Raw genomic sequence first — 12,603 nt, 5'->3', positions numbered from 1 at the left:
TCGGCTCCTACACGAAGGCGTCGCGATACCGCAGAACACCGATGAAGTTCCTTCACCGCCTCTTCCGGATCAAATGGCACAACGCCCTCGTGGCGTTGCTGCTGCTTGCCGCGTTGCCCGTGGGTATTCGCCTTTGGCCGCACGCGCCGTTACGCGCGTGGTTTCCCTCCTCGACAGCCGTCTACGACGCCGACGGCCGTCTCCTGCGGCTTACCCTCGCCAGCGATGACCGTTATCGCCTCTGGATTCCCCTCGAGGACATCTCGCCCGCTCTTGTCGATGGCGTGCTGCTGCACGAGGATCGCTGGTTCCGCTGGCATCCCGGGGTAAGTGCCTGGGGCCTCGTGCGTGGGGCCTGGGTGACTTACGTCAGGCATGGCAGTCCGCAAGGCGGTTCCACCATCACGATGCAGCTGGCGCGGCTGATCTGGCATCTCGACACGCGCAGCCCCCGGGGCAAGCTTGTGCAGGCGATGCGCGCGATGCAACTGGAAGCGGAGTACTCCAAGCACGATATTCTCGAGGCCTACCTCAATGCCGCGCCCTACGGGCGCAACGTGGAAGGTGTGGGCGCGGCCAGCCTCGCCTACTTCGGCAAGGCGCCGGCACGGCTCAGCCTTCCTGAAGCGCTGACGCTGGCGGTGATTCCGCAGGACCCCTCACGCGGACTTCCCGGCAACGTCAACGGCAGCGCCGTGATCGACACGGCGCTCAAAGCCTCGCGTGACCGTCTTTTTACCCGCTGGGCCGCGAAGCACCCCGCGGATGCGAGCGCCGCTCCGTTGTTCGAGCTTCCTCTGCGATTGCGCCCCCTTTCGCGCCTGCCGTTCGAGGCGCCGCACTTCGTCGAGCAGGTGCTTGCGGAGCGCCGGCTCGACGGTAGCGACGACATGCGTGTCACGACCACGCTCGACCTGGGTCTCCAGCACAGCCTGGAGCGTCAGGTTCGCCAGTACGTCGAACGCAGTGGGGACCGCGGTATCCGCAATGCCGCCGCGATCCTGATCGACACCCGCGACATGGGGATCAAGGCGATGGTCGGATCCGCCGACTATTTCGATTCATCGATCTATGGGCAGGTCAACGGAACGCAGGCGAAGCGTTCGCCGGGGTCGACGCTGAAACCCTTCATCTACGGCCTCGGCTTCGATCAGGGCCTTCTCCATCCTGAAACGGTATTGCGCGACGTGCCATCGGCCTTCGGCCCGTACACCCCGGAGAACTTCGACGGCCACTTCCTCGGGCCGGTGACGGCGACGCAGGCCCTTGTGCGTAGTCGCAACATCCCGGCCGTGCAGATCGCCGCGAAGCTCGCCAATCCGAGTCTCTACCAGTTCCTGCACGACGCCGGCATCTCGCGCATGGCCAGTGAAAAGCATTACGGGCTTGCGCTGGTGCTCGGCGGTGGCGAAGTCACCATGCAGGAGCTGGGCGGACTGTACGCCATGCTCGCCAATCGCGGCGAGCTCCGCCCGCTGCGCACGCTTGCCAGCCAGCCGCGTACCCGGGGCACGCGCATGCTCAGTGAAGAAGCCAGCTTCATGGTCATGGACATGCTGCGGCAGAATCCGCGCCCGGACGATGCGGTGGCCGCCCAGACTTCCCGGCTACCCATTTACTGGAAGACCGGTACGTCGTGGAGTTTCCGCGACGCATGGACAGCCGGTAGCTTCGGGCCGTATGTCCTGGTGGTGTGGATCGGCAATTTCGACGGTACCGGTAATCCGGCTTTCGTCGGCGTGGACGCCGCGGCGCCCTTGTTCTTCCGCATCGCCGATTCCCTGCGCGCCGAGCGTCCGGGACTGGCGGAGCCGATTCGCCGCAATCCTCCCAACCTTCGTCGCGTGCCGATCTGCCTGGCCAGTGGCGACCTTCCGAACGCGTGGTGCCCGCAGATAGGCAGCACCTGGTTCATTCCCGGGAAGTCGCCGATCCGCGTGAGCAATATCCATCGGCCGATCGTGGTCGACACGGACACCGGGAAGCCCGCCTGCCCGCCGTATGACCCAGAACGCACGCGGACCGACGTATACGAATACTGGCCGTCCGATCTCGCTCGCGTGTTCGCCCAGGCGGGCATGGCACGCCGCATTCCGCCGCCGTTACCGGATTGCCAGGGGGGCGGCCAGCTGGCGGGCGATCCCCCAAAGATCACATCACCGCTCAAGGGAAGCACCTATCAGATCCGCGTATCGCGCCTTGGCAATGAACGCATCGGCTTTTCGGCGACGACGGACGCCGGCGCACGCACGCTCTACTGGTTCGTCGACGACGCTTACCTGGGCAGCGTGGCCACAGGCCAACCGTTGATGTGGGCACCGGAGCGGACGGGCCGTTTTCTCATCCGCGTCGTGGACGATCACGGCCGCACGGATTCGCGCGACCTGAGCATCGGCGCCGTCGAATAAGAACGGACGCGGGATGGCGTAATGTATGGGCTTCCTGACGAGGAGCCGCGCCATGAACAGCACGATCATTCCCTGTCTTCGCTATCGCAGTGCCCTCGAGGCGATCGATTTCCTCTGCACCGCCTTTGGCTTCGAAAAGCAGGCGGTATACGTCAATGCGGAGCACCAGCACGTCGTCGACCATGCGCAGCTCACCTTGGGCGGCGGCATGATCATGCTGGGTTCGGTACGTGACGACACGCCCTTTAGCCAGCACATGGTTCAACCCGACGACGTCAATGGTCGGGAGACGCAATGCCCCTGCGTCATCGTGAGCGATGTACGCGCGCACTACGAGACCGCGAAGGCCCATGGCGCGCGCATCGTGGACGATTACGAAGAAAAGGAATACGGCGGCGCGGGTTACTCCGCCCGCGATCCTGAAGGTCATCTCTGGTACTTCGGAAGTTACGACCCGTGGGCCCCGCAGCCGGGCTGACTTCAGCGGCGACCGTGCTCCGCCATGTACAGACGAATCTCGTCCTCGGCGATGTCCGCCAGCGCGCGAAGACCTTCTTTCTGCGCTGCGTCCAGGCGGCGCGGCGTGCGGTCGATCACGCATAGCGAGCCCAGTGCATGGCCATCCGGACCGCGTAGGGGGCAACCGGCGTAGAAGCGAATGTGCGGGCTCCCTGTGACCAGCGGGTTCGCGCTGAAACGTGTGTCTGCGCGCGCGTCTTCCACCATCATCATGTCCTCGCCGAGGATGACGTGGTTGCAGAACGCCTGCTCGCGAGGCGTCTCCGTAAGATCAGTTCCGAGTGCCGACTTGAACCACACGCGCTTCGCCGTAAGCAGCGAAATAACGGATATCGGCGTACCGGTGATCAGGCCCGCGAGCCAGGTGATGCGATCGAAGGCGGGGTCGGCGGTCGTGTCGAGCAAGCCTGTCCGACCCACCATGCGCAACCGTGCCCCCTCATCGTGCGGCACCGGGTAAGGCGGCGCGCGTTCGGCGCGCAGCTCCTGGGGCATCGACTGAAGGGCGTCGGCCGACATGGCCGTTCGCTCTTCGAGCAGGGCAATGACCGCGCTCTGGCGCATGCGGCGATGACCGCCGGGCGTCTTCCAGGATTCGAGCGCACCGCTTTCGATCCATTTCTGCGCGGTGCTGACGGAAATACCAAGCAGGCGCGCGGCGTCACGCGTGGTGAGCGTGGGATCGTCTTTTAAGGAGCTAACAGAATGTATGACCAAGGCGGCAACGTGCGTAAGGGTTAACGTATTGACGCTAACACAGGGTAATGCTTGTCACGCTTGGCAACGCTCGCGTTTTTCGGTGGGCAATGTCGGAAAACGTGCATCGCGACGCGGTAATGACGCTACAAGCTATCCGGGCCGGATGGCCGCAGATAGCCGTTCGACCTTGCCGAATCCGCGCACTTTCTTGCGGACTCACTTTCTGGCGACACATCGCATACGAGTCGGATACATGTCGAGGCATTCAATGCCGGGCGTCTACTTTGTCGTGAAGGAACCGATCCGATGGATGCCGTCGTCGAACAACAAGTAAAAACTGCCCACCCGAAGGCGGCTATCGTCACTACGTGTATCCTCGCCGCGCTCGCTGGCCTCATGTTCGGCCTGGACATTGGCGTGATCTCGGGGGCAACCCAGTTCATCCAGTCCGACTTCAAGGTATCGGACAGCGTCGTCGAGTGGATTGTCAGTTCCATGATGCTGGGTGCGTGTGTCGGTGCGCTGGCTGCTGGCTGGATGTCCGCCACACTGGGACGCAAGCGTTCGCTTATCTTCGCCGGTGTGGTTTTCATCGGCGGATCGCTGTTCTGCGCGGTCGCCGGGTCCCCTGCCATCCTGATCGTCGCACGCTGCGTGCTGGGCATCGCCATTGGCGTGGCCACCTTCACCGCACCGTTGTATCTCGCCGAAGTCGCTCCGGAGAAGATTCGTGGCGCGATGATCTCCACTTACCAGTTGATGATCACCACCGGCATCCTGCTCGCCTTCCTCTCGGACACGGCATTCAGCTCGACGGGCAACTGGCGGTGGATGCTTGGCATCATCGCCGCGCCCGGCGTCCTGTTCCTGATTGGCCTTTTCTTCCTTCCCGACAGCCCGCGCTGGCTGCTGATGCGCGGCCGGCGCGAGGACGCGCAGGTGGTGCTCGCGAAGCTGCGCGGCGACGAGGCGGTGGTGAAGAAGGAAATCGCGGCCATCGATGAGCAGTTGAAGACGAAACAGCACGGCTGGAGCATGTTCTCGCAGAACGGCAACTTCCGTCGTTCGGTGGGACTGGGCGTGCTGCTGCAGGCGATGCAGCAATTTACCGGCATGAATGTGGTGATGTACTACGCGCCGCGCATCTTCAAGGACATGGGCTACGACACGCACGCGCAGATGTGGTTTACCGCCGCCGTCGGCCTGACCAATGTACTGGCCACCCTCATTGCCTTCGGGCTGGTCGATCGCCTGGGCCGCAAGCCCATCCTGTATGCGGGTTTCACCATCATGGCGATTGGCCTTGGCGTCGTCGGCACGATGATGGGCCTCGGTATCCATTCGCGCGGTGAGCAGTTCTTCACCGTCGGCATGCTGCTGCTCTTCATCGTCGGCTTCGCCATGTCGGCCGGCCCGCTGATCTGGACGTTGTGCTCGGAAGTGCAGCCGTTGAAAGGGCGCGATTTCGGTATCGCCGCATCCACCTTCACCAACTGGGCGACCAATTGGGTGGTGGGTGTCACCTTCCTCAGTCTGCTCAGCGGCATCGGCAATGCGCAGACCTTCTGGCTTTACGGCGGACTCAACGCGGTGTTCATCGTGATCACTTTCCTGCTCGTGCCGGAGACGAAGGGCGTCACGCTGGAGCAGATCGAGAGCAACCTGATGAGTGGCAAGCCGCTGCGCAGGATCGGACGCTAGGCACGTGCTACCTGGGGATGCCGAGGCGGGCCGCGGATCGTCGCAGGTTCGCCCGGTCCATCCCCAGCTCCCTTGCCGCCGCGGCCCAGTTATTGGCATGTCGTTTAAGGCTGCGCTCGATGAGGGAGCGCTCGTAATGATCGACATCGGCGCGCAGGGAAAGCCCCCTGGCTTCCTCCGCGAATGCGACCGGCCCGGGCGCTGCGGCCTGCACCACCGGTAAATCGAGATCCGCAGCCGACAAGGTCACCGCCCGGGCCCTGGTCCCCTGTCGCGACAGCGCCTTCAGTGCGCTTCGGCCGATGGTGTGTTCGAGCTCCCGCACATTGCCCGGCCACGTCCACCCCAGTAGCGCCGCCTGCGCGTCGCTGGCCAGACGTAATCCACTTAGGCCGAGGCGTCCCCGGTTCTCTTCGAGGAAGGTTCCGGCAAGCAACAGCACGTCGTTCCCACGTTCGCGTAAGGCCGGCACGCGCAGCGGGTACACGCTGATGCGATGGTAGAAATCCGCGCGACAACGACCCGCCCGCACCTCGTCAGCAAGGTCGCGATTGCTGGCGGCGACGATCCTCACATTCACCCGGTGCTCGCGATCGGAGCCGACCCGCTGCAGTTGGCCGCTCTGCATGACGCGAAGGAGGGTGGCCTGGGCCGCGAGCGACAGGTCGGCCACCTCGTCGAGAAACAGTGTGCCGTGATCGGCCAGCTCGAACTTGCCACGCCGGTCGGACGTGGCACCGGAGAAGGAGCCACGCACATGGCCGAACAGTTCGCTCTCAACCAGGTGTTCGGGCAGGGCCGCACAGTTCACGGCGATCAGCGGCCGGTCGGCGCGTGGCGAGGCCGAATGGATGGCCTGGGCGACCAGCTCCTTGCCGACGCCCGTCTCGCCCCGGATCAATACCGTCAGGTCGCTGCCGGCGACGGTGGCGATGTCATCGGTCAGCCGCCGGAAGGCCGGACTGCGGCCGGCAAGCACACGGCCCGGTGCCTGGCCGGCCGCCAGACGATAGCCCTCGGCACGTGCACGTTCGTGTTCGGCGGATCGCTCGAGACCGCGCATGCGCTCGGCAGCGGAGACCGTCGCGGCGGCGAGGCTCGCGAAGGCGCGTACGGTGGCGAGGTCGGAGGGTTCGAAGCGTCCGGCTTCCAGCGCATCGAGTGTCACCAGGCCCCACGGTTTGCCGTCGATCAGTAGGGGGCACCCCATGCAGTCGTGAACATCCAGCGGGAGCTCGGCTTCGACCAGGCCGTCGTACGGATCGGGCAGGCTGCTGTCGGCCGGGAACAGTGTCGGCCCCTCGTGGGCCAGCAAGGCGGCGAACCGGGGGTGGTCCGCTACGGGAAAGCGACGACCGAGGGTGTCTTCGGTGAGACCGTCGACTGCCAGAGGTACGAGTTCGCCGTTGTCGAGACGAAGAAGAGCACTGGCGTCGCATCGCACCAGTGAGCGCAGGGTCCCGAGCAGGCGCCGGTAGCGTTCGAATTCCGGGAGCTCCCGCGAAAGGTCGTCGACAAGGGGCAGGAGGGCATCCAGATCGGCGGGCGATGTAGTCATTTCGACCTCTGTAGGGTCAGAGTGACCCACATGCGATGCGGGTCACTCTGACCCTTGCCCATTCTAACTCCATGAACTTCCAGCCATGTCGGCTCTGGCATGGGACGTGGATAAAGAAAGCATCCCAAACATGAGAGACCCGACAACATGATCTCCGCCGAATACCGCGCCATCGTCAGCTCGACCGTACCCCTCCTCGAAGAGGGTGGCGAAGCGCTGACCACGCATTTCTACCGCATCCTCCTCGACGAACACCCGGAGGTGCGCCCGTATTTCAACCAGGCCAATCAGGCGACCGGCGAGCAGCCACGCGCTCTGGCCAACGGCGTACTGATGTATGCACGGCACATCGACAAGCTCGAAGCCCTGGGCGGCCTCGTCGGCGGCATCATCAGCAAGCACGTGTCCTTGCGGATTCGCCGTGAGCACTATTCGGTCGTGGGCGCGTCCTTGCTCCGTGCGATTCGCGAGGTGCTTGGGGCCGACATCGCCACCGACACGGTGCTCGAGGCCTGGGGCGCCGCCTACCAGCAACTGGCCGATATCCTCGGCGATGCCGAGGAAGTCATTTATGACCGCGTGGCATCGAGCCCGGGTGGGTGGCGTGATGGTCGTGCGTTCGTCGTTGCCCACAAGGTGCAGGAGAGCGACGAAATTACCTCCTTCCACTTCGTGCCGGTCGATGGTGGCGCCGTGTTGGTGCATGAGCCGGGTCAGTACATTGGGTTGCGCGTGCAGGTGGGCCAGCAGGACGCTCGCCGCAACTACTCGCTATCGGCGGCTTCGGACACGCGGGGCTACCGGATCAGCGTGAAGCGTGTACCCGGTGGTGCGGTATCGAACTATCTGCACGATCACGTACACGTGGGCGACGCGGTCGAGCTCTTCCCGCCCTCCGGCCATTTTGTGCTCGAGCACAACGATCGCGCACTGGTACTGATCAGCGGAGGTGTCGGTATCACGCCGACGCTTGCCATGCTGCACGCCGCGCTGGCGACCGAACGCCCGATTCATTTCATCCACTCGGCTCGTCACGGCGGTGTACACGCCTTTCGCGACGTGATCGACGGGCTGGTGGCGGAGCACCCCAGGCTGCGTCGTTATTACTGCTACGAGACACCGCGCGAGGGCGATCCTGCGCCCGATGCCACAGGCTTTCTCGACAAGGACCTGCTTGCCGCCTGGCTGCCAGCCACGGATGCAATGGACGCGTATTACCTCGGGCCGAAGCCATTCATGAAGGCTGTTCGGCGGGCATTGCGAGATCTTGGTGTTCCGGACGTGCGGGCTAAGTTCGAGTTCTTCGGGCCGGCTTCGTCCCTCGACTGACTCGTATCACCATGTGTGATGTTTCGTCTTGAGAAGGACGGCCAAATGGGCAGGGCGTCGCCCTTCGATGTGAGTAAGAAATCTCCACTTTTGAGTAATCTTCCATATGGATTGAAGGGTGATTCCTACACACTTCGACTGGCGCTCGCGTTGGTCGAGCTCGGCTGCGTGATGCGCGGGGATGATCCCGTGTCTCCCCCAAGCCGACGACCGCTCCGGTCGTTGATCAACACAAAAAACAGTAAAAGGTTAATTGGATGAACCTCAAGGCAACACTTTCCGCCCTGCTCATCGCAGGCCTGGCGGCCCCGTCGGCATTTGCCGCCGCCGAGGGCGGCACGATTACGTTCGATGGCTCGATTACCGATGTCACCTGTACCGTCCATGGCGGCGATCAGGGCAACGGCCCGGACTTCACCGTCAGCATGAAAGGTGTGAGCGCGGGTGCCTTCGCAAATGTGGGCGATGTTGCCGGGCGAACGCCTTTCCGCATCTACGTCGGCGCCTCAGGTGAGGCGTCTTGCAAAGACGGCACCAAGGTGTGGGCGGCATTCGAAAACGGCTCGACGGTCGATCCGGCCAGCGGTGCACTCAATGTGACCGGTGGTGCATCCGGCGTGCAGATCCGCCTGTTCGACAAGGCGGGCACACCGATCGACATCCTGGGTAACAACCAGGGCGCGGTGCAGGAAACGGTCACGAACAACCAGGCCACGCTGGTCTATGAGTCCGGCTTCCAGCGGACCGACGACGTGGTCGCGGGCGAGGCGGATAGTTCCGTGGTGTACGGCGTTCGGTTCGAGCCGGTCGGCCCGTAATCCCTCGCGTTGTAAGTAGCCAGAAAGGCGATCGCCGGTGAATGCCGGTGATCGTTTCGTCCACACGAAGGAACGCCTCCAACATGCAAGGAACGAACCGGATGACTCGGCGGTGGCCGTTGGCGCTATGGGCCGTGGCGACCCTGCTTGGCGCCAGGCCCGCTTCGGCCGGCGTGGTCATGAACGCGACGCGCTACATCTATGACGCGAACGCCAAAGAGATTACGGTGAAAGTAAGCAACAACGGCAAGCTGCCGGTGCTGACCCAGGCCTGGATCGACGACGGCGATGCGCGGTCCACGCCGGAGCACGTCAATGTCCCGTTCAATCTGACCCCGCCCATCGCGCGGGTGGAAAGAGGGAAGTCACAGACACTTCGTATTTCCCACACCGGTGGCACCATGCCAGCCGATCGGGAGTCGCAATACTGGATAAACGTGCTGGAAGTGCCGCCGAAGGCTGAGAACGCTGAAGACACCAGCAAGATGCAGCTGGCCTTCCGCTATCGCCTGAAACTGTTCTACCGGCCGGAAGGCCTGCCAGGCTCGGCGGCCGCGGCGCCGAACAAGCTGTCATGGACGCGAGCTGCGGACGGGGGCCTCTCGGTGAGCAATCCGAGTGCGTATCACGTGACGCTGAATGATGTTCGCCTCGATGTAGACGGACGCGACGTTTCCGTCGAGCCCTTTGCGATCGGTCCGTTCGCCTCGACGACGCGTAAGCTCGAGAAGGCGCTTCCGTCGGCGGGCGAAATCAAGCTGCGCTACCAGAGTATCAACGACTACGGCGGCTTCGTGACGTATGACAAGACGGTCGGCTCGCCGTGAGCCATCGTCGTACTGGCATGCGGCTGGCTCGTCGCCCTCTGGCGGTGGCGCTCGCCCTGCTCGGGCCGGCAGCTGTCGAAGCCGCGGCCATTGACCCGGCCGGACTTGATCCGGCGATCGACCCGGCGACGCCCCAGGCGACGTTCAACGCCGACTTCATCCATTCGTCCGGTGGTGCTATCGACCTTTCTCGCTTCGAACGCGGCAACGTTACGCTGGCGGGCATTTACCGACCCAATGTACTGGTCAACGGAGAGCCCATTCCCGGGACCCGTGAGGTCGCGTTCCGCCAGGTGGCCGATAGTGAGAGCGCCCAGCCGTGCTTCGATCGTGCGATGTTGCTGCGATTCGGTCTTGACACCGAGAAGCTCAAGGCCCGCACTGCCGGTGACGGATCCGTTCACTCGCTCGGTGAGGCGCCCTTCTGTGGTCACCTCGAAAACTACGTTCCCGGAGCCACCGTTGACTTCGACGATGGCGAACAGATCCTGCATGTCACCTTGCCCCAGGCCTTCCTCCGCTCGCGTGCGAGAGGTTATGTCAGTCCCGAATTCTGGGATCAGGGCGAGCAGGCCTTCATGCTCAACTACAACGCAAACACGTTCCAGGTGCGTCGCAACGGTCAGCGCTCCACTGATAGCTATGTCAGCCTGAACGCCGGCGCCAACCTGGGCGGCTGGCGTTTTCGCCAGGCCGGTTCGCTGTCGCTGCGAGACGGCAGCAACCGGTGGCAGAACACGCAGGTCTACGCCCAGCACGATCTCACCGATGCCCGGGCGCAGCTGACGGTTGGCGAGGCCTATACCAGCGGCGATATCCTGGACAGCGTGCGCGTTCGTGGTGTCGGTATCGTCAGCGACCAGCGCATGTTGCCGGCGTCGCAGCGCGGCTACGCACCGGTCATCCGCGGCGTGGCGGAAAGCAATGCCCAGGTGACTGTGCGCCAGAACGGATACGTCATCCACAGCACGACGGTTGCGCCCGGCGCCTTCCAGATCGATGACCTGTACCCGACGGGCTATGGCAGCGACCTGCAAGTCACGATCACCGAGGCCGATGGTCGGACGAAGACCATCATGATCCCGTATACCGCCGTGCCACAGATGCTACGCGAGGGCACGGCGCGCTTCGGCCTCTGGGCGGGCCAGGTGGAGGAATCCAACCTCCCCGACACGCCCTTCATCTTCCAGGGCACCATGCAGTACGGGGCCACGACGAATACCACGCTGTACGCCGGCGGGACGGCGTCCAACAGCTACGTTTCGGGCCTGGTGGGTGCCGCCGTCAACCTTCCCTTCGGCGCGATCGCTCTTGATGTCATGGGCTCACGTGCTGCGTTTCGCCGGGAGGGTGTTCGCCGTGGCATGAGCACGCGCCTGCGTTTTTCACGCTCGATCACCTCGACTGGAACGACCTTCGGTCTGGTGGCACAGCGATTCTCCACGCGGGACTATCTTGGAGTGACTGATGCGGCCAGGCTTCGTAGCCGCCTGCGACGCGGTATTTCCGGTGATGTGATTGGGGGCGAGCGCAGTCACTTCGACGCCAACATTGGCCAGTCGCTGGGTGATGGTCAGGTGTCGCTGACCGGCTCGTTGGCCGATTACTGGGGACGTCGCTCGCGGAGCGTCGACTACACGCTTGCCTATGGCAGCAGCTGGCGTTCGTTCTCCTACAACGTATCGGTGCAGAGGTCGCGCCTGGGCGATGTATTCGGACCGGCATCCGGAGATCGGCGACGAGGGGCGACGGATACGACGGTCTATCTGTCGTTCTCGGTACCCTTGGGGAGCGCGCCCTCTTCGCCAAATCTTGGCGCTTCATACAACCGTGGCAGCGGCAACGGTGCCAGCATTCAGGCAAGGTTGAACGGCACGCTTGCCCGCAACGACGACCTGACGTACACCCTGGGTGCGGGGCGCTCGGAATCGGCAGCGCGTTCCACGTCGAGTACCGGCTACGCCAATCTCGGCTACCGCACCTACGCGGGAAGTTACCGGGCGGGTGCCAGCCGCGACAGCGGCGGTGGCACGCAATACTCGCTCGGCGCAAGCGGTGCGATTGTCGCCCACCGCGACGGCGTGACGCTGGCGCAGGAACTTGGCGAGACCAATGCCATCATCCATGCGCCGGGTGCGGTGGGTGCGCGCATCGAAAGCCAGGCGGGTGCGCGCCTTGACCGCTATGGCAACGCCGTCGTACGCAGCCTTTTGCCCTATCAGCTCAATACGGTGTCGATCGATCCCCGGGGGGCATCGCACGACGTGCAGCTGGAAAGCACCACTGAAACCGTTGCACCCCGGGCCGGTGCTTTTGCGCGGCTCGACTACCGCACGTCCGTTGCGCAGGCATTGTTGATTCACGCGACCCGCCCGGATGGTAGGCCCCTTCCGTTCGGCGCGTCCGTCTACGATGCCGCCGGCCAGGTGGTTGGCGTGGTCGGGCAGGGCAGCAAGGTCTTCGTGCGTGGCGCCCTGGCGGGCGCGAAGCTGACGGTGAACTGGGGCGACGAGGAAGGCGGAAGCTGTCGTATCGACGTCCCCGAGTCGCTCGATGGGCTCGAAACCCATGGTTTGCATCGTTCGCTTCGTGCGCGCTGCACGGAAGCCGGTCCCGGACTGGCGATGAAGAAAGCGGCCTGACCAACGCAGACAGATCATATCGGGACGCGGAGGCGCCCGTTCGCACCCGGCGACCGCTCAGACCATTGAAGGTCCACGCGGCGTACGACACATCGAAGTACA

The 12,603-nt window shown here is 64.0% G+C and carries 9 protein-coding genes; 7 read left to right on the top strand and 2 right to left on the bottom strand.

What is annotated here, in order from left to right; all coding sequences use genetic code 11:
- Positions 1 to 41: 41 nt before the first annotated feature.
- Together pbpC and C8J98_RS03545 are read left to right on the top strand one after the other, a co-directional pair.
- A complete protein-coding gene (gene pbpC / locus C8J98_RS03550; protein WP_107910900.1) occupies positions 42 to 2,408 on the top strand; it encodes a penicillin-binding protein 1C in 2,367 nt (788 codons plus the stop codon).
- A 52-nt stretch (positions 2,409 to 2,460) separates the two neighbouring features.
- Positions 2,461 to 2,886 (top strand): VOC family protein, encoded by a 426-nt coding sequence (locus tag C8J98_RS03545; RefSeq protein WP_233260092.1) that lies wholly within the window; start codon positions 2,461 to 2,463, stop codon positions 2,884 to 2,886.
- Between the two features lie 2 nt (positions 2,887 to 2,888).
- On the opposite strand, the gene C8J98_RS03540 is transcribed toward C8J98_RS03545, so the two are convergent.
- The gene (locus C8J98_RS03540) at positions 2,889 to 3,644 is read right to left on the bottom strand and encodes a helix-turn-helix domain-containing protein (RefSeq protein WP_199229788.1); all 756 of its coding nucleotides are present in this window, start codon (positions 3,642 to 3,644) and stop codon (positions 2,889 to 2,891) included.
- A gap of 288 nt (positions 3,645 to 3,932) precedes the next feature.
- Between C8J98_RS03540 and C8J98_RS03535 the strand changes: the two genes are divergently transcribed.
- Positions 3,933 to 5,327: a sugar porter family MFS transporter gene (locus C8J98_RS03535; protein ID WP_107910897.1), complete on the top strand. Its 1,395-nt coding sequence runs from the start codon at positions 3,933 to 3,935 to the stop codon at positions 5,325 to 5,327.
- Between the two features lie 7 nt (positions 5,328 to 5,334).
- On the opposite strand, the gene norR is transcribed toward C8J98_RS03535, so the two are convergent.
- Entirely contained in the window at positions 5,335 to 6,885 is a 1,551-nt protein-coding gene (gene norR / locus C8J98_RS03530; protein WP_107910895.1) for a nitric oxide reductase transcriptional regulator NorR, read from the bottom strand.
- A 147-nt stretch (positions 6,886 to 7,032) separates the two neighbouring features.
- On the opposite strand from norR, the gene hmpA reads away from it, so the two are divergent.
- The 4 genes from hmpA (at position 7,033) to C8J98_RS03510 (ending at position 12,501) form a co-directional block, all read left to right on the top strand.
- Positions 7,033 to 8,214, top strand: coding sequence for an NO-inducible flavohemoprotein (gene hmpA / locus C8J98_RS03525; protein WP_107910893.1), 1,182 nt, complete (start codon positions 7,033 to 7,035; stop codon positions 8,212 to 8,214).
- 257 nt (positions 8,215 to 8,471) lie between these two features.
- Positions 8,472 to 9,032 carry a fimbrial protein gene (locus C8J98_RS03520; RefSeq protein WP_107910891.1) on the top strand — a complete coding sequence of 187 codons (561 nt, stop codon included), beginning with the start codon at positions 8,472 to 8,474 and terminating at the stop codon, positions 9,030 to 9,032.
- Between the two features lie 101 nt (positions 9,033 to 9,133).
- Entirely contained in the window at positions 9,134 to 9,859 is a 726-nt protein-coding gene (locus C8J98_RS03515; protein ID WP_107910890.1) for a fimbria/pilus periplasmic chaperone, read from the top strand.
- Entirely contained in the window at positions 9,856 to 12,501 is a 2,646-nt protein-coding gene (locus C8J98_RS03510) for a fimbria/pilus outer membrane usher protein (protein WP_146171502.1), read from the top strand. Before C8J98_RS03515 ends, C8J98_RS03510 begins: the two co-directional genes overlap by 4 nt.
- Positions 12,502 to 12,603: the final 102 nt, after the last annotated feature.

Origin of the sequence: Luteibacter sp. OK325, assembly GCF_003050935.1 — a bacterium.
Taxonomy (GTDB): domain Bacteria; phylum Pseudomonadota; class Gammaproteobacteria; order Xanthomonadales; family Rhodanobacteraceae; genus Luteibacter.
The sequence above is the reverse complement of the archived record's forward strand: the minus strand, read 5'-3'. Positions and strand labels throughout refer to the sequence as shown.

Coding starts and splice junctions, on each gene's coding strand:
- pbpC (WP_107910900.1), top strand. CDS start 42: ATGAAGTTCCTTCACCGCCTCTTCCGGATCAAATGGCACAACGCCCTC.
- C8J98_RS03545 (WP_233260092.1), top strand. CDS start 2,461: ATGAACAGCACGATCATTCCCTGTCTTCGCTATCGCAGTGCCCTCGAG.
- C8J98_RS03535 (WP_107910897.1), top strand. CDS start 3,933: ATGGATGCCGTCGTCGAACAACAAGTAAAAACTGCCCACCCGAAGGCG.
- norR (WP_107910895.1), bottom strand. CDS start 6,885: ATGACTACATCGCCCGCCGATCTGGATGCCCTCCTGCCCCTTGTCGAC.
- hmpA (WP_107910893.1), top strand. CDS start 7,033: ATGATCTCCGCCGAATACCGCGCCATCGTCAGCTCGACCGTACCCCTC.
- C8J98_RS03520 (WP_107910891.1), top strand. CDS start 8,472: ATGAACCTCAAGGCAACACTTTCCGCCCTGCTCATCGCAGGCCTGGCG.
- C8J98_RS03515 (WP_107910890.1), top strand. CDS start 9,134: ATGACTCGGCGGTGGCCGTTGGCGCTATGGGCCGTGGCGACCCTGCTT.